At 58.2% G+C, this 24,917-nt stretch carries 19 protein-coding genes and 1 pseudogene; 6 read left to right on the top strand and 14 right to left on the bottom strand.

What is annotated here, in order from left to right:
* Positions 1–5: 5 nt before the first annotated feature.
* A complete protein-coding gene (locus tag ABDX87_RS14300) occupies positions 6–1,346 on the top strand; it encodes a hemolysin family protein (protein ID WP_346833407.1) in 1,341 nt (446 codons plus the stop codon).
* A 141-nt stretch (positions 1,347–1,487) separates the two neighbouring features.
* Here the strand turns inward: ABDX87_RS14300 and ABDX87_RS14295 are convergent, their stop codons facing one another.
* The 7 genes from ABDX87_RS14295 to ABDX87_RS14265 form a co-directional block, all read right to left on the bottom strand.
* Positions 1,488–2,396 carry a M23 family metallopeptidase gene (locus ABDX87_RS14295; protein WP_346833406.1) on the bottom strand — a complete coding sequence of 303 codons (909 nt, stop codon included), beginning with the start codon at positions 2,394–2,396 and terminating at the stop codon, positions 1,488–1,490.
* A 389-nt stretch (positions 2,397–2,785) separates the two neighbouring features.
* The gene (locus ABDX87_RS14290; protein ID WP_346833405.1) at positions 2,786–3,691 is read right to left on the bottom strand and encodes a response regulator; all 906 of its coding nucleotides are present in this window, start codon (positions 3,689–3,691) and stop codon (positions 2,786–2,788) included.
* Between the two features lie 171 nt (positions 3,692–3,862).
* Positions 3,863–4,621 (bottom strand): phosphate signaling complex protein PhoU, encoded by a 759-nt coding sequence (phoU, locus tag ABDX87_RS14285; protein WP_074754760.1) that lies wholly within the window; start codon positions 4,619–4,621, stop codon positions 3,863–3,865.
* A gap of 54 nt (positions 4,622–4,675) precedes the next feature.
* A complete protein-coding gene (gene pstB / locus ABDX87_RS14280) occupies positions 4,676–5,509 on the bottom strand; it encodes a phosphate ABC transporter ATP-binding protein PstB (RefSeq protein WP_346833404.1) in 834 nt (277 codons plus the stop codon).
* A 111-nt stretch (positions 5,510–5,620) separates the two neighbouring features.
* Complete coding sequence (gene pstA / locus ABDX87_RS14275) at positions 5,621–7,291, bottom strand: phosphate ABC transporter permease PstA (RefSeq protein ID WP_346833516.1); 1,671 nt, start codon at positions 7,289–7,291, stop codon at positions 5,621–5,623.
* A 14-nt stretch (positions 7,292–7,305) separates the two neighbouring features.
* On the bottom strand, positions 7,306–9,591 hold the full coding sequence (locus ABDX87_RS14270; protein ID WP_346833403.1) for an ABC transporter permease subunit: 2,286 nt from the start codon (positions 9,589–9,591) through the stop codon (positions 7,306–7,308).
* Between the two features lie 195 nt (positions 9,592–9,786).
* On the bottom strand, positions 9,787–10,758 hold the full coding sequence (locus ABDX87_RS14265; RefSeq protein WP_346833402.1) for a phosphate ABC transporter substrate-binding protein PstS family protein: 972 nt from the start codon (positions 10,756–10,758) through the stop codon (positions 9,787–9,789).
* A 355-nt stretch (positions 10,759–11,113) separates the two neighbouring features.
* Between ABDX87_RS14265 and ABDX87_RS14260 the strand changes: the two genes are divergently transcribed.
* Positions 11,114–12,277: a hypothetical protein gene (locus tag ABDX87_RS14260; protein WP_346833401.1), complete on the top strand. Its 1,164-nt coding sequence runs from the start codon at positions 11,114–11,116 to the stop codon at positions 12,275–12,277.
* Positions 12,278–12,528: 251 nt separating this feature from the next.
* On the opposite strand, the pseudogene ABDX87_RS14255 reads toward ABDX87_RS14260, so the two are convergent.
* Positions 12,529–12,672 (bottom strand): annotated as a pseudogene (locus tag ABDX87_RS14255) (MFS transporter); the annotation flags it as partial.
* A gap of 424 nt (positions 12,673–13,096) precedes the next feature.
* On the opposite strand from ABDX87_RS14255, the gene ABDX87_RS14250 reads away from it, so the two are divergent.
* Positions 13,097–15,943 (top strand): hypothetical protein, encoded by a 2,847-nt coding sequence (locus tag ABDX87_RS14250; RefSeq protein WP_346833400.1) that lies wholly within the window; start codon positions 13,097–13,099, stop codon positions 15,941–15,943.
* Positions 15,944–15,994: 51 nt separating this feature from the next.
* On the opposite strand, the gene ABDX87_RS14245 is transcribed toward ABDX87_RS14250, so the two are convergent.
* The gene (locus ABDX87_RS14245; RefSeq protein ID WP_346833399.1) at positions 15,995–17,293 is read right to left on the bottom strand and encodes an MFS transporter; all 1,299 of its coding nucleotides are present in this window, start codon (positions 17,291–17,293) and stop codon (positions 15,995–15,997) included.
* A gap of 382 nt (positions 17,294–17,675) precedes the next feature.
* On the opposite strand from ABDX87_RS14245, the gene ABDX87_RS14240 reads away from it, so the two are divergent.
* Both ABDX87_RS14240 and ABDX87_RS14235 read left to right on the top strand, forming a co-directional pair.
* A complete protein-coding gene (locus tag ABDX87_RS14240) occupies positions 17,676–18,077 on the top strand; it encodes an acyl-CoA thioesterase (RefSeq protein WP_062379844.1) in 402 nt (133 codons plus the stop codon).
* A 100-nt stretch (positions 18,078–18,177) separates the two neighbouring features.
* Positions 18,178–19,089: a D-hexose-6-phosphate mutarotase gene (locus ABDX87_RS14235; RefSeq protein ID WP_346833398.1), complete on the top strand. Its 912-nt coding sequence runs from the start codon at positions 18,178–18,180 to the stop codon at positions 19,087–19,089.
* Positions 19,090–19,175: 86 nt separating this feature from the next.
* Here ABDX87_RS14235 and ABDX87_RS14230 read toward each other — a convergent pair whose 3' ends face one another.
* From ABDX87_RS14230 to ABDX87_RS14210, 5 genes are all read right to left on the bottom strand, one after another.
* The gene (locus ABDX87_RS14230; protein ID WP_074754775.1) at positions 19,176–19,712 is read right to left on the bottom strand and encodes a DUF3299 domain-containing protein; all 537 of its coding nucleotides are present in this window, start codon (positions 19,710–19,712) and stop codon (positions 19,176–19,178) included.
* Positions 19,713–19,792: 80 nt separating this feature from the next.
* Entirely contained in the window at positions 19,793–20,038 is a 246-nt protein-coding gene (locus ABDX87_RS14225) for a GlsB/YeaQ/YmgE family stress response membrane protein (protein ID WP_346833397.1), read from the bottom strand.
* A 254-nt stretch (positions 20,039–20,292) separates the two neighbouring features.
* Positions 20,293–21,375 carry a 5-(carboxyamino)imidazole ribonucleotide synthase gene (locus ABDX87_RS14220; RefSeq protein ID WP_346833396.1) on the bottom strand — a complete coding sequence of 361 codons (1,083 nt, stop codon included), beginning with the start codon at positions 21,373–21,375 and terminating at the stop codon, positions 20,293–20,295.
* A gap of 7 nt (positions 21,376–21,382) precedes the next feature.
* Positions 21,383–21,874, bottom strand: coding sequence for a 5-(carboxyamino)imidazole ribonucleotide mutase (gene purE, locus ABDX87_RS14215; protein ID WP_074754780.1), 492 nt, complete (start codon positions 21,872–21,874; stop codon positions 21,383–21,385).
* Positions 21,875–22,086: 212 nt separating this feature from the next.
* The gene (locus ABDX87_RS14210; RefSeq protein ID WP_346833395.1) at positions 22,087–22,998 is read right to left on the bottom strand and encodes a LysR substrate-binding domain-containing protein; all 912 of its coding nucleotides are present in this window, start codon (positions 22,996–22,998) and stop codon (positions 22,087–22,089) included.
* Between the two features lie 371 nt (positions 22,999–23,369).
* Between ABDX87_RS14210 and ABDX87_RS14205 the strand changes: the two genes are divergently transcribed.
* Positions 23,370–24,794 (top strand): aspartate ammonia-lyase, encoded by a 1,425-nt coding sequence (locus tag ABDX87_RS14205; protein ID WP_346833394.1) that lies wholly within the window; start codon positions 23,370–23,372, stop codon positions 24,792–24,794.
* Positions 24,795–24,917 lie beyond the last annotated feature (123 nt).

Below are 24,917 nucleotides of genomic sequence, written 5' to 3'. Positions count from 1 at the left end.
CCATCATGGACCCTTCCCCAGGTATTAGCTTCGCGTCAATTTTCGCCGACTTCGGCATGATTCTCTTTGCAATGATTCTGGTCCTGCTCAACGGCTTTTTCGTCGCAGCAGAGTTCGCCATGGTCAAACTGCGCTCCACGCGCGTGGAATCCATCGCCGAGAAAAACGGCTGGCGCGGCCGCATCCTTCGCACTGTTCACAGCCAGCTCGACGCTTATCTTTCAGCCTGTCAGCTGGGCATCACGCTCGCCTCGCTGGGCTTGGGCTGGGTCGGTGAACCCGCTTTCGCGCACCTGTTGGCGCCACTGCTGGAAGCCATGGGCGTTGGTTCGCCCGAAGTGATCAAGGGCGTTTCGTTTTTCTCCGCCTTCTTCGTGATTTCCTATTTACACATCGTGGTCGGCGAGCTGGCTCCGAAATCCTGGGCCATCCGCAAGCCTGAACTGCTGTCGTTGTGGACGGCCGTTCCGCTGTATCTGTTTTACTGGGCCATGTACCCGGCCATCTACCTGCTCAACGCCAGCGCCAACGGCATTCTGCGTATTGCAGGCCAGGGCGAACCCGGCCCGCATCACGAACATCACTACAGCCGCGACGAACTCAAGCTGATTCTGCACTCCAGCCGAGGTCAGGACCCGAGCGACCAGGGCATGCGCGTGCTGGCCTCGGCCGTGGAAATGGGCGAGCTGGAAGTGGTCGACTGGGCGAACTCCAGGGAAGACCTGGTCACGCTGGACTGCAACGCTCCGCTCAAAGAGATCCTCGCACTGTTCCGCCGTCACAAATTCAGCCGCTATCCGGTGTATGACGCACAGCGCAACGAGTTCGTCGGCCTGCTGCACATCAAGGACCTGCTGCTGGAGCTGGCGGCGCTGGATCACATTCCCGAATCGTTCAACCTCGATGAGCTGACGCGCCCACTGGAGCGCGTGTCCAAGCACATGCCGTTGTCGCGCCTGCTGGAGCAGTTCCGTCAGGGCGGCGCACACTTCGCCGTGGTTGAAGAGGCCGATGGCAAGATCATCGGTTACCTGACCATGGAAGACGTGCTGGAAGTCCTGGTCGGTGACATTCAGGACGAACACCGCAAGGCAGAACGCGGCATCCTCGCCTATCAGCCGGGCAAGTTGCTGGTGCGCGGTGATACGCCACTGTTCAAGATCGAACGCCTGCTGGGCATCGATCTGGATCACGTCGAGGCGGAAACCCTCGCGGGCCTGATCTACGACAGCCTCAAGCGTGTGCCTGAGGAAGAGGAAGTGATGGAAGTCGAAGGCCTGCGCATCATCATCAAAAAGATGAAAGGCCCGAAGATCGTGCTGGCGAAGGTGTTGAAGCTGGATTGATGTGCTTCTGAATGGACCTAAGTCCCTGTAGGAGCGCGCTTGCCCGCGATTGCGGTCTAGCTCAGGCCTGTTTATCGCCTGAAACAACCTATCGCGGGCAAGCGCGCTCCTACAATGGACCGAGTCAGCCTACGGAACCGGTCAGTTCCCGCCGATGGCGAAATTCGGCAGGTTCTGCACCGGCCGTGCGAACTCGTACGGAATCGACTCCAGCGCCAGCCCCACGTTGCGTTGCACCACGAAGTGCAGGTGCGGGCCTGTGCTGTTGCCCGTATTGCCTGAGCGCCCAAGCGGCGTGCCCACCGCCACTCGCTCACCTTCCTTCACGCTGACCGATCCCTGCATCAGGTGCAGGTAAACACCCATGGTGCCGTCGTCATGAAGGATGCGCACGAAGTTGCCCGACGGGTTCGCGCCACGTCCGGATTGACCGTTCTCGGTCTTGATTACCGTGCCGCTGCGGGCTGCAATGATCTGCGTGCCTTCGGGCATGGCAATGTCGATGGCGTAACGGCTCTTGGCGCCTACGTGGCTGTACGAACCATTAGGCCCCTGACTGATGCGGAAAGGACCGCCCACCCACGGCAGCGGATAACGGTAGGCCAGCCCGCCGGCTGAAACGCTGCGCTGGGGATCGCCGACAATCGAGCGCAGGCTCGGTTTGTAGGACATGGCCTTGCTGGGGATTTGCGGGCTCAGGGCGAGCAATCGTTCGTTGCTGCGGGCAGGAATGGTGCGGCGGATGACCTGATCAGCGACGCCGACCACGTTTTTCACGCCAGACAATCGCAGCTCGATCTCGACCGGCGCATATAGGTCGTTGCGCACGTACAGGCTGTCGGTGCCTTTGGCTTTCTTGACGTTCAGGCGCACCTGACTGTCGATGCGCTCAACCATGCGCTCTCGCAGTTTCATCACCTGCGCGCCAGGAACGGGTTGATCGGTAAACGAAACCACTCCGTTGGCGTCGGTGAATCTGTAGATGGTGACGGCTGCGGCCGATTGCGCAGCCAGAAGCAATACACACACCGTCAGCAAGCGCTCTAACATCTGGATAGGCCTGGCTTGGGGGACAATGGGGGCCAGCCTAACAGCGAAACCGATAGAAAAGGACTCATCCGTATCAATCGGTAATAGACGAAGCGTCAAGGAAATCGCGTCAGGGTCAGGTGCGAGAACAATTGCAAATTCTATGCTTGCAGGGAGTGCAGTTCGTCGGGCTGACAAAGGAATATCTTGGAAACAAATGCCTGAGGAAGCGCGTTGATTCGCGATAATCGTACAGTATAAAGATGGGTCGGATCGCTGTCAGGTCGCGCAAACCACTGTAGGAGCTGCCGGAGGTTACGACGGTGGCGAATTGCGATGTGTCAGATAAATCGCATTCGCGGCCGTCGTAACCTCCGACTGCTCCTACAGGTTCTGCAGCGTTAGCAGAATCAGGCTCCGGGCACGAAGTGCTTCTGCGCCGTGCCACGTGCGATCAGACGCGACAGGTAGTCGAGCTTCTGGGTGTCCTGGTCGACGAAACGGAAGGTCAGTTGCAGCCAGTCGCTGTCCGGTTTCTGCTCGAATGCGGCAATGGCGTGCAGGTAACCGTTCAGACGCGCCACTTCGGCGTTCTCGCCTTGCTCCAGGTCGAGCACGGCGCTGTCGAGGATCTGCGGCAGGGTTTCACTGCGACGCACCACCAGCGACGCCTCCTTGAGGCTCAGCGCCTTGATCACGCACTGCTGAGTGCCGCTGGAAAGACGCAACTGCCCCTGACCCCGACCCGTTGGCTCTGCAGCCGCAGCGGGCTTGGCCATGGGCTTGATCAAGGGCTGTGCAGGCGCAGCCGCAGCCGCAGCAGTCGGCGTCGCGCTGACCGTTTCAGGGCGATTACCGGTCAGGGCGCTCAGCGAGTCATTGGCGAAGGCTGCGTTGGCGCGCGCCGGGGCGCCGGTCATCAGGGCCTCCAGCTTGCCGACTTTGTGCAGCGCTTTCTTGACCTTGGTCAGCAACTGTTCGTTGGTGAACGGCTTGCCGATGAAGTCGGAAACACCGGCGTGGATCGCCTGGATCACGTTTTCCTTGTCACCACGGCTGGTGACCATGATGAACGGCATGTTTTTCAGGCTTTCCTGCTGACGGCACCAGGTCAGCAACTCCAGCCCGGACATCTCAGGCATTTCCCAATCGCACAGGACCAGGTCGAAGGCCTCTTTGGTGAGCAACACCTGGGCTTTACGGCCATTGACGGCATCTTCCAGGGTGACGCCAGGGAACGCGTTACGCAGCCCTTTCTTGACCAGATCGCGGATGAACGGCGCGTCATCCACCACCAATACACTGACTTTACTCATCGACGCTCCTGATGGCGTGTTCACCGCAAATGGCGAGCATATCGCTGGCTGGTGGCCAACTGCCAAATTGTTTGACGACACCGGGACATTTATTCGCGGGTGACCGAAAAAAGAGGTGCCTGCAGAAACAAAAACGCCCGGCGTTCGCCAGGCGTTTTTTCTCAGGCAATCTTACTTATCGTCAGGTGCGCCCGGAACATTAGGTATTTCGGCGGACAGACCTTTGACTTCTTCCTGCATGCGCTTGAGGCCCAGGTGACGCACGTCGGTGCCGCGCACCAGATAGATCACCAGCTCCGAGATGTTGCGGGCATGGTCACCGATGCGTTCCAGCGAGCGCAGCACCCAGATCACGTTCAGGACGCGGGAAATCGAGCGCGGGTCTTCCATCATGTACGTCACCAGCTCACGCAGCGCGGTCTTGTACTCGCGGTCGATGGTCTTGTCGTATTGCGCCACCGACAGGGCCAGATCGGCGTCGAAACGGGCGAACGAGTCGAGGGCATCACGCACCATGCTGCGAACCTGGTCGCCGATGTGGCGCACTTCCACGTAACCCCGCGGCGACTCGCCTTCCTCGCACAGCTGGATGGCGCGGCGCGCGATCTTGGTGGACTCGTCACCGATGCGCTCCAGGTCGATAACGGACTTGGAGATGCTGATGATCAGGCGCAGGTCCGAAGCGGCAGGCTGACGACGGGCCAGAATGCGCAGGCACTCTTCGTCGATGTTGCGCTCCATCTGGTTGATGCGGTCGTCGACTTCACGGACGCGCTGGGCAAGGCCCGAGTCGGCGTCGATCAGTGCGGTGACCGCGTCGTTGACCTGCTTCTCGACCAGACCACCCATTTCCAGCAGGTGGCTGCGAACTTCTTCCAGTTCAGCGTTGAACTGCTGGGAGATGTGATGTGTATGGCTGTCTTTGATCATGCTGAGTGTCCGTCCGATTGATTGCGCGGTGGTTCAGGGCTGACGAAACACGTGCTAGCCGTAACGACCGGTTATGTAGTCTTCAGTCTGTTTTTTGGTCGGATTGGTGAACAACGTATCGGTGTCCCCGAACTCGACCACCTTGCCCATGTACAGAAACGCGGTGTAATCCGACACGCGCGCCGCCTGCTGCATGTTGTGGGTAACGATCACAATGGTGTATTTGGATTTCAGTTCGTAGATCAGCTCTTCGACTTTTAACGTCGAAATCGGGTCAAGCGCGGAGCACGGCTCGTCCAGCAGCAGTACCTCGGGTTCGACGGCGATAGTGCGGGCGATCACCAGACGTTGCTGCTGACCACCCGAAAGTCCGAGCGCTGACTCGTGCAGGCGGTCCTTGACCTCATCCCACAACGCCGCGCCGCGCAGTGCCCACTCGACAGCCTCGTCGAGCGTGCGTTTCTTGTTGATGCCCTGAATCCGTAGGCCATAAACGACGTTCTCGTAAATGGTCTTGGGGAACGGGTTGGGCTTCTGGAACACCATGCCCACGCGACGCCGCAGCTCGGCGACGTCTTCGCCCTTGGTGTAAATGTCATGCCCGTAAAGTTTGATCTCGCCCTGCACACGGCAGCCATCGACCAGATCGTTCATCCGGTTGAAGGTGCGCAGCAACGTGGACTTGCCGCAGCCAGACGGTCCGATGAACGACGTGACGCGCTGTTTCGGGATGTTCATCTGAATGTCGAACAGCGCCTGCTTTTCGCCGTAAAACAGGCTCAGGCCCGGCACTTCCAGCGCAACGGCTTCGCTGGCCAGGTCCAGTCCCTGGCGCTTGCGACCCAATGCCGACATGTTGATGCCGTGGGTGTGGGGTTCTTGCTGCATGTTCTCACTCCATTCGTAGCTGCGAGCATCGAGCTGCAAGCTGCAAGTTTCGAGCAGAAGCGGCGTGCGGCCTTTGACTGGCCGAGTGTGGCTTGCCGCTTGTGGCTTTCATCATTCTTCCAGCGCCTTGTACTTCTCGCGCAGGCGATTACGGATCGTCACCGCTGACAGGTTCAACAACGCGATCACCAGCACCAGCAACAACGCCGTGGCGTACACCAACGGCCGCGCCGCCTCGACGTTGGGGCTCTGAAAGCCGACGTCGTAGATGTGGAAGCCCAAGTGCATGATCTTCTGGTCGAGGTGCAGATACGGGTAGTTGCCGTCCAGCGGCAGCGACGGTGCCAGCTTGACCACGCCGACCAGCATCAGCGGGGCAACCTCCCCCGCTGCGCGCGCTACGGCCAGGATCAGGCCCGTCATCATGGCCGGACTGGCCATGGGCAGCACGATCTTCCACAACGTTTCGGCCTTGGTCGCCCCCAGCGCCAGCGAACCTTCACGCAGGCTCAAAGGGATACGCGCCAGACCTTCTTCCGTGGCGACGATCACCACCGGCACCGCCAGCAGCGCCAAGGTCAACGACGCCCACAGCAGGCCCGGTGTACCGAAGGTCGGGGCTGGAAGCGCCTCGGGGAAAAACAGCTGGTCCAGCGAGCCGCCCAGCACATAGACGAAAAAGCCCAGACCAAACACGCCGTAGACAATGGCCGGAACGCCTGCGAGGTTGTTCACCGCAATGCGGATCAGTCGGGTGACCGGCCCTTGGCGGGCATACTCACGCAGGTAGACCGCCGCGAGCACGCCGAATGGCGTCACGATCACCGCCATGATCAGCGTCATCATTACCGTGCCGAAAATCGCCGGGAAGATCCCGCCTTCGGTATTCGCCTCGCGCGGGTCGTCGCTGAGGAATTCCCACAGTTTCTGGAAATAGAAACCCAGCTTGGTACCGACCCCCATGGCATTGGGTTGGTAAGCGTGCACCACCTTACCCAGGCTGATCTCGACTTCTTTACCGTTGGCGTCGCGCGCGGTCAGGCTGTCGCGGTTGAAGTCGGCGTGCAACGCAGCGAGGCGCGATTCGATGTCCTTGTAGCGAGCATCGTACTCAGCGCGCTCCGAGGCCATGTCGGCCTGCGCTTCGGCGTCGAGCTTGCCGTTCAGTTCGAGTTTGCGGGCTTGCAGACGCAGGCGTTCGATACCGTGGTTGATGGCCCCGATGTCTGACTTTTCCAGACCGTCCAGTTCGTCCGAGATCGCCTGCACCCGCTTGATACGTTCCTGCAGTTGCGGCCAGGCCGCTTCTCCCAGGGCAACGACGCTACCGTTCTCTTTGACGTTGACCAGGTAGCCGTAGAAATTGCCCCACTCGCGGCGTTCAATCGTCATCAGTTCGGCAGGTTTGGTCTGATCGGTGAGCCACTCGCCGATCACCCAGTTGAAATCGCTGGGGCTGATGTCGCGGTTACCGACCTTGAACAGATCGCGCGTCATGAACTCAGGCCCCTGATCCGGGACCGAAAGACCGGCGGCCTTGAGGCGGGCACGCGGCACTTGCTCGGACTGCACCAGCTCGCCCACCAGCACATGCTTTTCCTGGCCAGGCACGTCGTAGTGCGCAGAGATCACGTCAGCAGGCCAGAAATGCCCAAGGCCGCGCACGGCAATCACGGCCAACAGGCCGATGGTCATGATCACCGCGATAGAAACAGCGCCCGCACTCAACCAGACACCGGGGCCGCCACTTTTGAACCAACTCTTCAGGGAGGTCTTTTTCATCATATCTACCTGCCCTAGAGAGACGAATACTGCTTGCGCAGGCGCTGGCGAATCAGCTCCGCCAAGGTGTTCATGACAAAGGTGAACATCAGCAGCACCAACGCGGCGAGGAACAACACGCGGTAGTGACTGCCGCCCACTTCGGACTCCGGCATTTCCACCGCAACGTTGGCCGCCAGGGTGCGCATGCCTTCGAACAGGTTCATGTCCATGATCGGCGTATTGCCGGTGGCCATCAGCACGATCATGGTTTCACCCACCGCGCGGCCCATGCCGATCATCAACGCCGAGAAAATGCCGGGGCTGGCGGTCAGGATGACCACACGGGTCAAGGTCTGCCAAGGCGTCGCGCCCAAGGCGAGCGAGCCGAGGGTCAGGCCGCGCGGCACACTGAAGATGGCGTCTTCGGCAATGGAGTAGATGTTGGGAATCACCGCAAAGCCCATCGCCAGACCGACCACCAAGGCGTTGCGCTGGTCGTAGGTAATGCCCAGGTCGTTGGTGATCCACGAGCGCATGTCGCCGCCGAAGAACCAGTTCTCCATGTGCGAGCTCATGCCCAGCGAAACCCAGCCCACCAGCAGCACCACAGGGATCAGGATCGCGCTTTCCCAGCCATCCGGCACACGCAGGCGGATCGACTCGGGCAGACGGGTCCACAGAAAACCGGCAAGCAAGATGCCGATCGGCGTGAAGATCAGCAGACTGAAGATGCCCGGCAGATGCCCTTCCAGATAAGGCGCCAGAAACAGACCCGCGAAGAAGCCGAGAATCACCGTCGGCATGGCTTCCATCAGCTCGATGACCGGCTTGACCTTGCGGCGCATGCCCGGCGCCATGAAATACGCGGTGTAGATGGCCGCAGCGACGGCCAGCGGCGCTGCCAGCAACATCGCGTAAAACGCGGCCTTGAGCGTGCCGTAGGTCAGCGGCGCCAAACTCAGTTTTGGCTCGAAATCACTGTTGGACGCGGTGGACTGCCAGATGTACTTGGGCTCGTCGTAGTTCTCGTACCAGACCTTGTCCCACAACGCGCTCCACGACACTTCGGGGTGCGGGTTCTTCAGCTCCAGCGGTAGCAGCTTGCCGCTGTCCTCGACAATGATGCGATCGGCTCGCGGCGACATGCCCATGACAGCCGGGCCGCTGGCGACCGGGTCGATCAGGAGCGTGCGATGTGCGGTGCTGTGAAACACACCCAGCTTGCCGGCGGTGTCCATGGCGATGAAGCCCTTGCGGCGTTGCTCGGCGGTGATCTGCGAAATCGGTGCCGCGCCCATCTTGAAGTCACGAATGTGCTGTAGGCGCATCTCGCCATCGACATCACGGGCCATGAACCATTGCGCGATGTTGCCTCTGGAGCTGCCAATCATCAGCGAGATACCGCCGACGAGCTGAGTGCTGGCCGTGGTTTCGGCATTGGCGTCTTCCAGCAATTTGTAACGGCCGTTCAGCGTGCGATCGCGAAGGTTGAAAACGTCCGCTTGAGCGCGGCCATTGATCACGTACAGCCATTGCTGACGCGGGTCGACGTAGATCGCCTTCACGGTTGCGGACAGTTGCGGCAGGTCGATGCGGCTTTGCTCGTTGGTCGTCTCGCCGGTCATAAGGTTTTCGGCCTGCGTCAGCGACAGCACATGCAGCTGGGTGCCGGTCGCACCCGCAAGAATCAAAGTGGAGTCATTGGCATTGAGGTTGACGTGTTCCAGCGCCCGCCCTTCTTCGTCGAGCACCAAAGGCGTCTCGCCGTAGGGATACGTGATGGCGGGGGTGATGGTTTTCTGGTTGCCCGGGTACGTGATCGGATAAGCATGCTTGAACACCAGCACCTGACCGTTGGACAGACCCACTGCGATCAACGGCTTGCCGGGCTGGTCTTGCGCAACCGAGGTAACGTGCGCGCCAGCCGGCACCGGCAGCGCCACACGAGACAGCTCGCTGCCGTCACTGAGATGAAAGAACAGCGCTTCGCCTTTGTCGGATACGCGCATGCCGACCTGGTTCTGCTCTTCGATGACCAGCACCATCGGCTTGCCAGCATCCTGCATCCAGGCAGGCGTTTGAACGGTGTTGGCGGTCAGCTTCGCCCCCTGAAAGAGCGGCGCGACGACATAGGCGAGATAAAAGAAGATCAGGGTGATTGCGGCCAACACGGCAAGACCGCCAACCAACACGTACCAGCGCGTCAGACGGTCCTTGAGCGCACGAATACGACGCTTGCGTTGCAGCTCGGGCGTATTGAAATCAATGCGCTCGGGAGGGGATCTTTCGGTCATCGATGAATTGGCCAAATCATTCATGCGCACACCCTAGCCACTCTGTATGACAAATACATGACAGCGTGGTGACGCAAAAAAGCCCGTCGCCCCGGAATCGTGGCAACGGACTGCTCATTGTTTCGCGAGCCTCGTTCCATAAGGCCTTTTTCGTTTTTGGCGGGACGAACCTGTCACCCCGCATCAGGGTTATCCGCAAGCGCCGCGCGCTCGCCGTTTTTATAGCCCCAGATCAGCCAACGCTTTGCTTACGACCTTGGCTGGTAGAGGAATGTACCCGTCTTTCATGACAACTTCCTGACCCTGTTTGGACAGCACCAATTTTACGAACTCCGCTTCCAATGGATTCAGCGGCTTGTTTGGCGCTTTGTTGACGTAGACATAAAGGAAGCGCGCCAGTGGATACGTGCCGTTCAGCGCGTTGACTTCGTTGTCTTCGATGAACTCGCCGCCCTCTTTCTTCGCCAGTGGCACGGTGCGCACGCTGGACGTTTTATAACCGATACCTGAGTAGCCGATGCCGTTGAGCGAGCTACTGATCGAACTCACCACCGACGCCGAACCGGGTTGCTCGTTAACGTTGGGTTTGAAGTCACCTTTGCATAAGGCCTCTTCCTTGAAATAGCCGTAGGTGCCGGACACCGAGTTACGCCCGAACAGCTGGATCGACTTGCCTGCCAGGTCACCGGTCACACCGATATCACCCCAGGTTTTCGCGTCAGCCTTGGCGCCACACAAGCGGGTCGCCGAGAAAATCGCGTCCACTTGCTGCAGCGTCAGCCCCTTGATCGGGTTGTCCTTGTGAACAAATATCGCCAGTGCATCCACCGCAACCGGAATCGCCGTCGGCTTGTAGCCGTACTTTTGCTCGAAGGCGGACAGCTCGCCGTCCTTCATCTTGCGGCTCATCGGCCCCAGCGTGGCAGTGCCCTCCGTCAGCGCCGGCGGCGCCGTCGACGACCCGGCAGCCTGAATCTGAATGTTGACGCTCGGATACTCTTTTTTGTACGCCTCGGCCCACATCGTCATCAAGTTCGCCAACGTGTCGGAGCCCACGCTGGAAAGGTTGCCGGACACACCCGTGGTTTTGACGTAAGGCTTGATCGCAGGGTCAACCGCCGCCACCGCGTGAACCGTAGCGACGCTCGCCGCTGCGAAGGTGAATGCGGACATCAAACGCTTGAGTGTCATGCCTGGCTCCTGGCGAGGTAAGGGGTTGGCCGGGTCTGTGGTGGCCTTGTGACTACTCTATGACGGGATTATGACAAAGAGATGAAGGGACGTCTTCGAAAGACGTCCAGGATTTGACAGTTCGGTGTCTCAGCACGCTGCCAGCCCAATACGCATATTCCTTTCGCAAGGTAAATTCTGAAAATTGATTAATGAGCAACGTCAACGTCAGCTTCGTAATCGCGATTAAAGGCATGCCTTAACTTCGAATCATTATTAGAAACGTGCATCGGAATAACTAGACTATCGATGACGCACAGGGCTGTGCGTCTTAGTGTATTGCGGACTCAGTCCGATCAACATCCGGAGATTTCAAATGGACCCTGTACAGCAAAATTTCATGCACGAGAAAATATTAAAACTACGTAAGGTTAGATCGCAACCCAACGAAGAAGAAGGCATGTCAAGTGTCAAAGCATCCCCCTTCCCGCCGGCAGAGTACGATGCAAGCTTTGGAGCCAATGGGAAACTGTTGCTTGGTTTCAACGGAGTTCATGCAGGTTGGGCGAGCAATATCGTTGAATGCAAGACCCTCAAACAACACTACTTGGCAACTATAGAGGGATACCACACTACAAGCGTTCCCAATATCGGTGGCATCGCACGATTTGATCAGAGCGGAAACCTTGATACATCTTTTGGAAATCAGGGTACGGGGATACTTGAATTCCGCTTTGGACAGTCTGACGGATATTGCAACTTCACCGGTATAGAGGAGTGTGATGACGGCAGCATTTTCGTATGGGGCAGTTATGAGCGATATGCTGATAATGTCCTGTTCTACATTATCTCCAAGATTGCGCCAGATGGGACAACTGATGAAAGTTTCGGGTCAAATGGACACTGCAGACTAGACTTGATCGCCAGCGTCCCGCTCAATCTACCCAGCTACGAGTGTGTCGTCATTAACTCGGACGGCAGCCTGAATGTTGCGTGTAGAAGGCCGAGCGGGTCATCCGGATCCCCATTGATTATAAAGATCACCCCCGAAGGTTTACTTGATAAAAAATTTCAAAAAGATGGGTTTCTTGAAGTCACATTCGGCGGGCCTGGGTCCACGAGCCTGAGCGGAATCATACACAAGGACAGTTTAAGCGAAGGCATACTGGCGTACGGAATCTTTATAGAAAACGGTAAAACTTTTGGCTTCCTCAAAATGTTTACCCGAGGGGGAGTCGTCGACTCGGGATTCGGAACCAACGGAGTAGCGGTCATTCCCTCTCAACAGGAAATTTACGTTGACTCCTTATTCGCGTCACCTGACGGAAAACAGCTGATCGCTGCAGGGATGGGAGGTGTAATATCGAACTTGAACAGCTTTTTATGGAAATACGATCTTAAAGGAAACCCTGATCCTGGGTTCAACGAAGGGCAGCCGGTGACGCATGACTTCGGCACCCGGGCAGACATCTGGGTATCTGCCATGCAGCGAGATGATGGAAAAGTCATCGCAATTGGTTCTGGAAACTCACTAGACTAGGATTGGACAGTAATTGGTCGGTTCTTAGTGAACGGCCAACCTGATGACACGTATGGCGGCGAACTGCACTTCTGTACTCCGCCTTATGCTACCGAATTCCCAGTCGGTGGCACGAGCATGCTCATCACTGGGCCGCAGCAGGTTCTTTTTGCAGGCAGATATAACGGGATACCTGCGGTGTTCGCCGTGAAGGTTTGATGGGAACGGGCAGGCTTTGTCAGCCTGCCCCTCGTTCTACGCAGGAGTCGGCCTTACTGCCCCATGCTCTTTGAGCGCAGCAGATACAGCCCGATCACCATCCCCAACACGCATAGCCCCGCCACGTACCAGGTCGGCCCCATCGGGTAGGCTTTCAGCATTAGCGTCACGACCATTGGCATCAGGCCGCCAAAGATGCCGCCGCCCATGGTATTGGGTTGGTAAGCGTGCACCACCTTGCCCAGGCTGATCTCGACTTCTTTGTCATTGGCATCGCGCGCGGTCAGGCTATACCGAGTTACGCCCGAACAGGGTCAACCGCCGCCACCGCGTGAACCATAGCGACGCTCGCCGCTGCGAAGGTGAATGCGGACATTAAACGCTTGAGGGTCATGCCTGGATGCGGCATCGAGCCGCATTACCTGGCGCCTCATGAAGTGGCGGTAAGAAATTGAGTACGGGTTTGCAATGACGACTAAGTGTGATTACTTCGAATCAATCTAACGCATCCTGCCAGCTAAATATAATGAAGTAAAACTGCCCACCCATGCTTCAAGCGGTGGTGCGATAGATCATACATAAACACTAATCGACCCTGTTCACTCTACAAGGAATGTCCCGATGAACAATCCCGAATTTCTTTTTCAACAATCACGAAATGAAAGAGCCAAACGAACTCTGGATTTGAGGAAAAAAACGCTTGGCGACAGCCGCGGGAAAAATACGAAAGTGGCGCCTTTTCCGGATGCTGAATACGATACGGATTTCGGCTCTGATGGCCGACTGCTCATCGAATTCAATGGTGTAAAGCCCGGCTGGGCAAGCGCAATCATTCAATCAGTTGCGAACGAAAAGTCATTTCTGGCCACGTTTCAAGGCCTCTACAACCCGAGTATTGCGAACACCTGCGGAATTATTCGCTTCAACAGCACCGGGCAACCGGACACGTCCTTCGGCGAGAACAATACAGGTATGGTCGAATTTCGGTTCGGTCGATCGGACGGATATTGCGACCTTAATGGCATTAAAGAAACGGCTAACGGGGAAATCTTTATCTGGGGCACCTATGAATCCCCTGAGGACAGAACGCTTGTTTCGATCATTTCCAAACTGACGCCTGCTGGCAGACCAGATTTGACGTTCGGCACGAACGGTCACTGCTTATTGAACGCTGTTGCAAACGTTCCGGTGCAGCTTGCCTTTTCAACAAGCGTCAGTGTTAATCCAGACAACAGCCTGAACGTTGCCTGTCATCGACTCGCCGCACCGTACTACCCTCACTGGATACTGCGATTGACCCCTGAAGGTTTTCTTGATGAAAGCTTTGCCAACGGCGGACTGCTTGAGATAGCGGTGGGTAACTCTTGCAACCTGATGGGCCTGATAACCATCAACCACGGTGCCAGTTTAATCGCGTATGGAGATGCGCTGGATGATGACCGTCAATATGGCTTTCTGCGGAAATTCAATATCAATGGCGTTCTGGACACCGATTTTGGAGAAAGAGGAACGGCCATCGTTTCAGTCAAGCCAAAAACATACATCAACGTTGCTGCGCCCAACGACGATCAGGAAGGCGTGATCATCAGTGGGTTCCGTGAGGCTTCGGATCTGGACATGGACAGTCTTCTTTGGCAGTACACGTCCGCAGGGGTGCCGGATACCAGGTTTAATGGAGGAAACGCCGCTGTCTATACATTTGGAACGATGATTGATGAATGGACGACGGCTAGCCAGCGAGTCGATTCACGGATCATTGTCAGCGGTAGTGGGAACGAAGGCCCAACCGCCCCAAACTGGTCCGTCATTGGCCGGTTTTTGCCCACTGGAGAGCCCGACGACACGCTAGCGGGAAGCGCACACTTCTGTAGCCCAGCCAACGCGATAATCGTTCCAGCCAGTCACACAAAAGTGGTGATCAGCGGTCCGCAGCAAATCCTTTGCGCGGGCAACTATAACGATCAGGCTGCGGTATTTGCGCTAAAGGTATACGAGGCGAGCAGTGTGCACATGGCCCGCAATTATCAGCGCGGTATGGAGCCATTTCGATCAACCTACACATCAGCTGATCAACACTTATTTATCTTTAACGAACGCAAGGAAAGCGCAATGACCACGACTAAACCCCAAATAAAATGGCTGAGTTCTCAACAGGAAATGCAAAGTCCGCAGAACGCGAGCAGCTCTGGTAAGGCAACCGCTCCGCTGCCTTTGCTTGAATATGACACAACATTTGGTGTTAATGGAAAGCTGAAGCTGCCTTTTAACGAACAACAGGGCTGGGTAAGCTGTGTCATTCCTAGCACCGCGAAAGCGGATACTTTTCTGGCCGTCTACTATCAGACAAGGGGGATACCGCAACCTGCCCAGTATCATGCAAACATCGCCAGGTTCGACTGTAACGGCGTACTGGATATATCGTTTGGTCCGAATCAGAGTGGTTACATTGAGGTCGTCCTGCCGCCCGGTACGATGTTTATCATTCGCGGCGCACATGAAAGTGAAACGGGTAATATAACCATCTGGGGCAGCACCCTTAATTTCGCCTCTGGCACCGAAACGGGCACTATGATGAGATTCTTGTCCAATGGTGCAGTAGACAGTCGCTTTGGCCTCAACGGTGTATTGAACCTTCGCACTTTGCTTGCGCCGGCCAACGGATTCTTCGTAAGGGAATGCGTGTTTAATGTTGATGGAAGCCTATTTGCCCCGATCATCGGGCTGTTTGAAGATACGCAGACTTCTTATATCGTAAAAATGACGGACGCCGGTAAACTTGACAGCAGTTTCGGCGATGGCGGTATGCTTAAATTCGATAACCTTATGCGGCATTCGATTTCAAATCTGACTCGTGTTGCCGATAAAAAATTTATCGCGTCCGGGTACCTGACGAATGACGTCGGGTTAAGGGACGGTTGGCTTATGCGATTCGATGAAAACGGCCTCATTGATGAGTCGTTCGGCAACGGAGGCGCAGCGTTGATAACCTCCGGCGACCGTCACATGGACCCGCAAAGTGTTGAGCCTTCATCAGACAAATACGTTATATCAGGCAATAGAGTTCCGCGCGGTGAGGTAGGCCATCAGGGAATGCTGGCTGTCTACAGCGATAGTGGACAACCGGATCCCGAGTTCAACGGCGGTATTCCCAGGTTTGATGACATGGTGCCCGGCGATCTTAATAAATGGAACGCAGCTTTATTTCTGAGTGGCGCTGACAACAAGATCGTCGCGGTCGGAGAAGGTGGTACCTATCCGACAAGCATCTGGCCGGTCGTGGGCCGATTCACGTCCGACGGAAAAATTGATGACACGTTTGCAAGCACCCAAGGTTTCGGCACGTTGTCCGACGCGGTGTTTTTTTCCACGCTGGGGTATGGCGTAGTCAACACGACGCCCCATCAACTTTTGATTGCCGGCGCCGACCGTACTGACGGGCGCCCTGCCATTTTGGCCATCAAGGTTTAAGGCCGCGTGGGTATTCGCAGATTCCGTCTGCGAATACCCGCCTGGTGCACATCAGCGCAAAGATGACTTCTTCATCAGCAGATACACCCCAATCACCATTCCCAGCACGCAAAGCCCCGCCACGTACCAGGCCGGCCCCATCGGGTTGGCCTTGAGCATCAGCGTGACGACCATCGGCGTCAGGCCGCCAAAGATGGCGTAGGCCAGGTTGTAGGAAAACGACAGGCCCGAGAAGCGCACGACGGGCGGGAAGGCTTTTACCATCACGAATGGCACGGCGCCGATGGTGCCCACGAACAAACCGGTGATGGCGTACAGCGGGTACAGCCAGTCAGGATGAGCCCCAACGGTGTGGTAGAAGACCCACGAACTGACCAACAATCCCAGCGAGCCAAGCAAGAACACCAAACCCGCGCCAAAACGGTCTGCCAGCGCACCCGCGCCGATGCAGCCCACACTCAGCAGGACGATCGCCAAGCTGTTGGCCTTCAGAGTGACAGCCGGGGCGAAGCCGTAGGTGGTTTGCAGCAAGGTCGGGGTCATCAGGATGATGACGACGACACCGGCCGACAGCAGCCAGGTCAGCGCCATCGACAGCACGACGGCGCCGCGGTGGTCACGCAGCACAGCCTTGAGCGGGACCTCTTCCGCCAGCGCTTTGCGCAGTTGAAGTTCAGCGAAGACCGGCGTCTCGTGCAACCAGCGACGCAGGTAGACCGACATCAGACCAAACACACCGCCCAGCAGGAAAGGGATACGCCAGGCGTAGTCCGACACCTCAGCCGGGGTGTAGAGGCTGTTGATCCAGGTCGCCACCAGCGAACCGAGCAAAATGCCTGCAGTGAGACCCGAGGTGAGGGTACCGCAGGCGTAACCGACGTTACGTGCGGGAACGTGCTCGGAAACGAATACCCACGCACCCGGCACTTCGCCACCAATCGCGGCACCCTGAATGACGCGCATCAGCAGCAACAGAAGCGGCGCCCAGATACCAATCTGCGCATAGGTCGGCAGCAGGCCCATGATCAAGGTCGGCACGGCCATGAGGAAAATGCTCAGGGTGAACATTTTCTTGCGACCCAGCAGGTCGCCAAAGTGCGCCATGACGATGCCGCCCAAAGGCCGAGCCAGATAACCGGCGGCGAAAATGCCAAACGTTTGCATCAAACGCAGCCATTCCGGCATGTCTACGGGGAAGAACAGCTTGCCGACCACCGCCGCGAAGAACACAAAAATGATGAAGTCGTAAAATTCCAGCGCACCGCCGAGGGCAGACAGCGACAGGGTTTTGTAATCGTTGCGGGTCAGTGGACGCGACGGCTGCGCGGCATTGGTGGACACAGAGGTCATGGCAGTGGCTTCTCTTTTGAGGCTCTCTTGGGACGAAAAATCAGTGGCAATGCAGCCGGGGATAACGGCTGTGCACGCGATTTATCGACTCGAAGAGGTGATCGGGCATCAAAATTGCGTGCCAATAACGGCGTAGTGCGCCAAATCGGTCCGGCACGATAGCAAATTGTTTCCAAATGCACATAGACCGAAACAACAACCGGTCAAAATCAGAACCGAACGGTCGAAGCTTCAACCATGGCCCGATATACTCGCTGGCCGCGACTCAACCGGTCTTTCCAGGGAATTTGTGCGAAACCATTTGCCCAAGTCGTTTTCGCAGAGTTTCCCTAATTAAAACGTGATGAAGACTTAGAGAGTCATGGGTCAGAGGCCCCAGGCAATGAACGAACTTGAACAGGAAGATCCGATACCGCAGGGCGACCTTGCTCTGCAAATAACCGCCCTCCCCCGCGAAACCAATGGCTTCGGCGATATTTTCGGTGGCTGGCTGGTCGCACAGATGGACCTGGCAGGCACTGCCATGGCCAGTAAAGTAGCAGGCGGTCGCGTGGCCACCGTAGCCATCGACCGTATGGCGTTTCTGGTCCCAGTCGCCGTGGGCGCGCAGCTGTCCTTTTATACGCAGACCCTGGAAATCGGCCGCAGCTCGATTCAGATGATGGTCGAGGTCTGGAGCGATGATCCGCTGTCCAGCGAATGGCGCAAGGTGACTGAAGCTGTATTCGTGTTCGTCGCGATCGACGGCAGTGGCCGCACCCGTTCGGTTCCGGCGCGGCGCTGAAACCGCCTGGCACTGCGCTCTTCGCACTTGGCAGGGCGCACTAAACTCATCAAGCTTGGCACAGTCTGAATCAGTCACTGTCCTTTGAGTGAGTACCCCTATGCCTACGCCAGAAGTCGAATCCATCCAGCTCGGTGAGCTCAATTGCTGGCGTATTCGCCACGGTCAGGCCGAACTGGTGGTTGCCCAACAGGGCGCGCACATCATCAGCTATCAAATCGACGGCGATCAGCCTTTGATCTGGTCCAACCCAGGCGCGGTGTTCAAGCACGGCAAGGCGATTCGTGGCGGTATGCCGATCTGCTGGCCGTGGTTCGGCAACTTTCAGCGCAACCCGCAAAGCGTGCAGGCCATGCGTCAAAGCAGCGAACCGGCCAACGCCCACGGCGAGGTCCGCGCCATCGACTGGGAGTTGATGGGCATGGGCGAAGATGGCGATGCATTGATCGTCGAGTTCATTCAACCCAAAGCCGAAGGGCATCTGCCGGGCTGGCCGCACACCGTGGGCCTGAAGCTGCAGATCCGTCTGGATGCAGCGTTGAATGTCAGCCTGGTGAGCTTCAATGCGGGGCCGGAAGACGTCACGCTGAGCCAGGCGCTGCACAGTTATTTCGCGGTCAGCGATATCAAGCAGGTTCGCATCGAAGGCCTCGACGGCGTGAGCTACCTGAACACCCTGGAAAGCTGGGAGCAGCCGAACGTGCAGTCCGGGGACATCACGTTCAGCGGCGAGACGGACCGTATCTATCAGGATACGCCCGACCTGATTTCGGTGATTGACCCTGAGTGGAAGCGCAAGATCCAGATCCAGACCATCGGTTCGAACTCAGCGGTGGTGTGGAATCCATGGATCGAGAAGACCAAGACCTTCAACGACATGGAAGCCGATGGCTGGCAGAACATGGTGTGCGTCGAGACCGCAAACGTCATGACCGACATCGTGACCATCAAGCCGAATGACATGCACGTGATGAGCGTGAGTATCTGGGCTGAGCCGTTGGTCGACGCCTGATCAGCCATTGACCCCGCACACTTCTGTGGGAGTGAGCTTGCTCACTCCCACAGATTTGGGTTTTATCGAGCGTGCGCGCCTGAGCCTTACAAGTCCGCTTCGACCACCACCCGCACCTTCGATGCATCCAGCGCATAAGCCGCGTCAGCCAGGTCATTGCTGACTTTCTCGACCTTCAACGTGCCGATGACCCACAACGGCGTGTAGATGTCGTCGATCTTCAGGCCTTTCGGGTAACGCACCAGCACCAGTTGGTTGGGTGGCGGCGGCGGCACGTGGATGCAGGCGCCCGGGTACGGCACCAGGAAAAACAGCGTGCTGTGCCCTTTGGCGTCGGTTTCCAGCGGCACCGGGTAACCGCCGAGGCGAATATTCTTGCCGTCCATGGCCGCAACGGTCTTGGTCGAATACATCACGGCTGGCAGGCCCTTGCTCTGCTTCAACCCACCCTTGCTGTCGAACGTTCCCTGGGCTTCCGGGGAGTTGTGATCGATTTCGGGCATGGCTTCGAGGGCTTTCTGGTCCGACTTGGGCATCAGTTCGAGCCAGTCGGTTTCCGGGAGATCGGCGGCGCGTGCTAGTCCACAGACCAGCAGCAGGGTAACGAAGAGGAGACGACGCATTTAGGTGCTCGGCATAGGGTTCAAAGTGCCGGGCATTCTAGCCCTCCGCGCGGCAATAGCGCAGAGGGCCAGACTCAGTTTCATTTCTTTTTGATCATGCCGTAGATCACCAGCAGGATGATCGCGCCAATCAGCGCGCCCAGGAAACCTGCGCCCTGGCCAGCCTGATAGATGCCCAGCGCCTGACCACCGTAGGTCGCGGCCAGCGAGCCGGCGATACCCAGGACAATGGTCATGATCCAGCCCATGCTGTCGTCGCCAGGCTTCAGAAAGCGAGCCAGCAGACCGACGATCAGGCCGATGAAGATGGTTCCGATGATTCCCATGCCATTTCCCTCTGTTTGAATGAATATGCCAAAGCCTAGTCGGCAATTGGCAACACGCTATCAGAGGGGGGCGGGGGATGAATGGTTCAACGCAATGAACGCTCAAAATGACTGTAGGAGAGAGCTTGCTCGCGATAGCAGTGGGTCAGCGACCTATTCGGTAACAGACAGAACGCTATCGCGAGCAAGCTCACTCCTACAGGGAATTGCCAGATCCAAGGTGGCGGCAACCGGGTAGCAGCGTCGGCGCTTGATCAGTTCTTGATCAACGCCTCAACCAACTTCACCTGGCGATCCAGCGTTGCGCGGTCCTTGCTGCGCACGGTGGCGTGACCCACCTTGCGGCCGGCCTTGAACGCCTTGCCGTAGTGGTGCAGATGGCAGTCATCGATGGCAATGACCTTGTCCACCGCCGGGACTTCACCGATGAAGTTGAGCATTGCGCTCTCACCGACCTTGGCTGTCGAACCCAGCGGCAGGCCAGCAACGGCACGCAGGTGGTTTTCGAACTGGCTGCACTCGGCGCCTTCGGTGGTCCAGTGACCGGAGTTGTGAACACGCGGAGCGATTTCGTTGGCCTTCAGGCCACCGTCGACTTCGAAGAATTCGAATGCCAGCACGCCCACGTAATCCAGCTGCTTGAGCACGCGGCCGGCGTAGTCTTCGGCCAATGCCTGCAACGGGTGGTCGGTACTGGCGATGGACAGGCGCAGGATGCCGCTGTCGTGCGTGTTGTGCACCAGCGGATAGAAACGGGTTTCACCGTCACGGGCACGCACGGCGATCAGCGAGACTTCGCCGGTGAACGGTACGAAGCCTTCCAGCAGGCAAGGCACGCTGCCCAGCTCGGCGTAGGTATCGACCACGTCTTCCGGAGTACGGAGGACTTTCTGGCCTTTGCCGTCGTAACCCAGCGTGCGGGTTTTCAGGACGGCGGGCAGGCCGATGCTGGCGACTGCGGCGTCCAGGTCTGCCTGAGACTGGATGTCGGCGAACGCAGGCGTCGGAATGCCCAGGTCCTTGAACATGCTCTTTTCGAACCAGCGATCTCGGGCGATGCGCAAGGCTTCGGCACTCGGATAAACCGGTACGAACTGCGACAGGAAAGCGACGGTTTCAGCTGGCACGCTTTCGAACTCGAACGTCACCAGATCGACTTCATCGGCGAGTTGGCGCAGATGTTCCTGATCGCCGTAATCGGCACGCAGATGCTCGCCCAGTGCAGCGGCGCACGCGTCCGGAGCAGGGTCGAGAAACGCGAAGTTCATTCCCAGCGGAGTGCCCGCCAGTGCCAACATGCGGCCCAGCTGGCCGCCACCGATTACGCCGATCTTCATGAAAACCTCAGGCCTCGCGTGGGTCTGGATTGTCCAGAACGCTGTCTGTCTGCTCAGTGCGGAATTTTTTCAGCACTGCATGGAATTGCGGGTGCTTGGCGCCCAGGATGCTGGCCGAGAGAAGCGCGGCGTTGATCGCGCCCGCCTTGCCGATGGCCAGGGTCGCGACCGGGATGCCCGCCGGCATCTGCACGATGGACAACAGCGAATCGACACCCGACAACATCGAAGACTGCACCGGAACGCCCAACACGGGCAGGTGAGTCTTGGCAGCGCACATGCCAGGCAGGTGAGCAGCACCACCCGCACCGGCGATGATCACCTCGATGCCACGGCCTTCGGCCTCTTCGGCGTACTGGAACAGCAGGTCCGGCGTGCGGTGGGCCGAAACCACTTTGACTTCGTACGGAATGCCGAGCTTTTCCAGCATGTCGGCGGTGTGGCTAAGGGTGGACCAATCGGACTTGGAGCCCATGATCACGCCAACCAGTGCGCTCATCGTCGTGCCTCTTCATCGGGCGCCCGCAGGCGCGTCTAAAAACAACAAGCCACGCGGGAAGACCGGCGTGGCTTGTCGTACGAATTATGACCAGTCGAACCGGCCAAAGGCCGCGCAGTATACCGCAAAGAGTGCGGTTTAACAGAACGCTGACGACCTCCTGTCAGCCGCGCTGTTTTCGCTGCCAAGCCCCGGATTTACTGACCTCAAGGTCAAGCGCCAGTCTGTGCGGCACCCCCTTCGAGCTTCCGCCACAGCAACCGCACGTTGGCCTTGCGCACCAGCGCGCAGCGATACAGGCGAATCTCAAGCGGCACGTGCCATTGAGGCCCCCCACACACGACCAGTTCACCTCGCTCCAGCTCGGCCGCGACACTGAGCCGAGGCACCCAGGCGATGCCCAACCCTTGCAGCGCCATGCCTTTGAGGCTGTCGGCCATCGCGGTCTCATAGACGGTGGTGAAACGCAGATTGCGCTGACGCAACAGCAGATTCACCGAACGTCCCAGAAAGGCACCTGCGCTGTAGGCCAGCAAGGGGACGCTGTTTTCACCTTCGAGATCGAATAACGGACTGCCTTGCGCGTCCGCAGAGCACACCGGCAGCATTTCAGTCATGCCCAGGTGCAGCGACGGGAAGATTTCCGCATCCATCTGCAGCGCTGCGTCCGGGTCATAAAACGCGAGCATCAGGTCGCAGCCGCCTTCACGCAATGCATGCACCGCGTCACCCACGTTGGTGGCGACCAGGCGGGTGGCGATGTTCAGGCCTTCGTTGCGCAATTGCGCGATCCAGCGCGGGAAGAAACTCAAGGCCAGCGAATGCGCGGCCGCAATCTGCATGACCTCGCCCTGCCCGCTTTCAAGATGATGCAGATGGCGCAGCACTTCGCCCAACTGATCGACCACCGTCCGCGCCGTCACCAGAAACAGCTGCCCCGCCGCCGTCAGCTCGATGGGCGTGCGCGAGCGGTTGACCAGCGTCAGACCGAGCGCGGCTTCAAGGCTGCGAATCCGTCGGCTGAAGGCCGGCTGAGTGACGAATCGACGCTCCGCCGCCTGGGAGAAGCTGCGGGTTGCGGCCAGCGCGCTGAAGTCTTCCAGCCATTTGCTTTCCAGGTTCATCAATCTCTCCCGCAGGGTGGGTCGCCACTTATCAATGGTTGCCGCCGATCAACTGTAGGAGCGTGGCTTGTCCCGCGATCTGGCGCGCAGCGGCAGCAATCACCGAGAACACGATTTGTCTGGCGCACTGCATTCGCCGGAATCACGACTGCTGCGCAGCCGATCGTCCGGATGCGGCCCAGAGACAAGCCACGCTCCTACAGAGTGATTGGCGAAGTCGTTCACACGCTCGTCACAACCCGAACGTCACATCAACATTATGCCGTTTGTGCATAGGCTAGCGCTTAACAGCATTGGTTCGCAATCGGCCACAGGCCTAGTATTAAAGGCGTTCCGGCTTAGTCCGTGCCTCTCTTGAGACTTTCTCTATCATGTCCTCCGCTGCATCATTTCGCATCGAAAAAGACCTGCTTGGCGTCCTCGAAGTACCCGCTGAAGCGTATTACGGCATTCAAACGCTGCGCGCCGTGCACAACTTCCGGCTCTCCGGCGTCCCGATCGCTCACTACCCGAAACTGGTTGTCGGCCTGGCCATGGTCAAGCAAGCGGCCGCCGATGCGAACCATCAGCTCGGTCACCTGAGCAGCGAGAAGCACGCGGCCATCAGCGAAGCCTGCGCACGTCTGATTCGCGGCGACTTCCACGAGCAGTTCGTCGTCGACATGATCCAGGGTGGCGCCGGTACGTCCACCAACATGAACGCCAACGAAGTCATCGCCAACATCGCGCTTGAAGCGATGGGCCATGAGAAAGGCGAATACAAATACCTGCACCCGAACAACGACGTGAACATGGCACAGTCGACCAACGACGCTTACCCGACGGCCATCCGCCTGGGTCTGCTGTTGGGTCACGACGCCCTGCTCGCCAGCCTCGACAGCCTGATTCAAGCCTTCGCGGCCAAGGGCCAGGAGTTCAACCACGTTCTGAAAATGGGCCGTACCCAATTGCAGGACGCTGTGCCGATGACCCTCGGCCAGGAATTCCGCGCCTTCGCCACCACACTGACCGAAGACCTCAACCGCCTGCGCAGCCTGGCACCTGAGCTGTTGACCGAAGTGAACCTGGGCGGAACCGCCATCGGCACCGGCATCAACGCAGACCCTGGTTATCAGCATCTGGCGGTTGAGCGCCTTGCGATCATCAGCGGCCAGCCTCTGGTTCCGGCGGCCGACCTGATCGAAGCCACCTCTGACATGGGCGCCTTTGTGCTGTTCTCCGGCATGCTCAAACGCACCGCAGTCAAGCTGTCGAAGATCTGCAACGACCTGCGCCTGCTGTCCAGCGGTCCGCGTACCGGCATCAACGAGATCAACTTGCCAGCGCGTCAACCGGGCAGTTCCATCATGCCGGGCAAGGTGAACCCGGTGATTCCGGAGGCCGTGAACATGTGCGCCTTCGAAATCATGGGCAACGACCTGGCGCTGACCATTGCGGCCGAAGGCGGCCAACTGCAACTGAACGTGATGGAGCCGCTGATCGCCTACAAGATCTTCGACTCGATTCGTCTGCTGCAACGCGCCATGGACATGCTGCGCGAGCACTGCATCGTCGGCATCACCGCCAACGAACAGCGTTGCCGCGAACTGGTCGAGCACTCGATCGGCCTGGTCACCGCGCTGAACCCGTACATCGGTTACGAAAACGCCACCCGAATCGCCCGCGTCGCCCTGGAGACAGGCCGTGGCGTACTGGAGTTGGTGCGTGAGGAAGGCTTGCTCGACGACGTGATGCTCGCCGACATCCTGCGCCCCGAAAACATGATTGCTCCACGATTGGTGCCGCTGAAGGCCTGATCATCGAAGCTCCCGCTTCACCTGCAAGACGATCACCAGGCTGAGGGCCTAGACACCCCTCACCCTTTTGAGGGCCGGAAGCTAACCCTTTCAGGCCCTTTTTTTTGCCCGGAATTATTTCGA

This window comes from Pseudomonas abietaniphila (assembly GCF_039697315.1).
In the GTDB taxonomy this organism is placed as follows: Bacteria; Pseudomonadota; Gammaproteobacteria; order Pseudomonadales; family Pseudomonadaceae; genus Aquipseudomonas; species Aquipseudomonas abietaniphila_B.
This window is presented reverse-complemented; position numbering and strand designations above follow the sequence as displayed.

Coding starts and splice junctions, on each gene's coding strand:
- ABDX87_RS14205 (WP_346833394.1), top strand. CDS start 23,370: ATGTCCTCCGCTGCATCATTTCGCATCGAAAAAGACCTGCTTGGCGTC.
- ABDX87_RS14225 (WP_346833397.1), bottom strand. CDS start 20,038: ATGGGAATCATCGGAACCATCTTCATCGGCCTGATCGTCGGTCTGCTG.
- phoU (WP_074754760.1), bottom strand. CDS start 4,621: ATGATCAAAGACAGCCATACACATCACATCTCCCAGCAGTTCAACGCT.
- ABDX87_RS14265 (WP_346833402.1), bottom strand. CDS start 10,758: ATGACACTCAAGCGTTTGATGTCCGCATTCACCTTCGCAGCGGCGAGC.
- ABDX87_RS14240 (WP_062379844.1), top strand. CDS start 17,676: ATGAACGAACTTGAACAGGAAGATCCGATACCGCAGGGCGACCTTGCT.
- pstA (WP_346833516.1), bottom strand. CDS start 7,291: ATGAAAAAGACCTCCCTGAAGAGTTGGTTCAAAAGTGGCGGCCCCGGT.
- ABDX87_RS14235 (WP_346833398.1), top strand. CDS start 18,178: ATGCCTACGCCAGAAGTCGAATCCATCCAGCTCGGTGAGCTCAATTGC.
- ABDX87_RS14295 (WP_346833406.1), bottom strand. CDS start 2,396: ATGTTAGAGCGCTTGCTGACGGTGTGTGTATTGCTTCTGGCTGCGCAA.
- ABDX87_RS14220 (WP_346833396.1), bottom strand. CDS start 21,375: ATGAAGATCGGCGTAATCGGTGGCGGCCAGCTGGGCCGCATGTTGGCA.
- ABDX87_RS14230 (WP_074754775.1), bottom strand. CDS start 19,712: ATGCGTCGTCTCCTCTTCGTTACCCTGCTGCTGGTCTGTGGACTAGCA.
- ABDX87_RS14210 (WP_346833395.1), bottom strand. CDS start 22,998: ATGAACCTGGAAAGCAAATGGCTGGAAGACTTCAGCGCGCTGGCCGCA.
- ABDX87_RS14250 (WP_346833400.1), top strand. CDS start 13,097: ATGAACAATCCCGAATTTCTTTTTCAACAATCACGAAATGAAAGAGCC.
- pstB (WP_346833404.1), bottom strand. CDS start 5,509: ATGCAGCAAGAACCCCACACCCACGGCATCAACATGTCGGCATTGGGT.
- ABDX87_RS14290 (WP_346833405.1), bottom strand. CDS start 3,691: ATGAGTAAAGTCAGTGTATTGGTGGTGGATGACGCGCCGTTCATCCGC.
- ABDX87_RS14260 (WP_346833401.1), top strand. CDS start 11,114: ATGGACCCTGTACAGCAAAATTTCATGCACGAGAAAATATTAAAACTA.
- ABDX87_RS14300 (WP_346833407.1), top strand. CDS start 6: ATGGACCCTTCCCCAGGTATTAGCTTCGCGTCAATTTTCGCCGACTTC.
- ABDX87_RS14270 (WP_346833403.1), bottom strand. CDS start 9,591: ATGAATGATTTGGCCAATTCATCGATGACCGAAAGATCCCCTCCCGAG.
- purE (WP_074754780.1), bottom strand. CDS start 21,874: ATGAGCGCACTGGTTGGCGTGATCATGGGCTCCAAGTCCGATTGGTCC.
- ABDX87_RS14245 (WP_346833399.1), bottom strand. CDS start 17,293: ATGACCTCTGTGTCCACCAATGCCGCGCAGCCGTCGCGTCCACTGACC.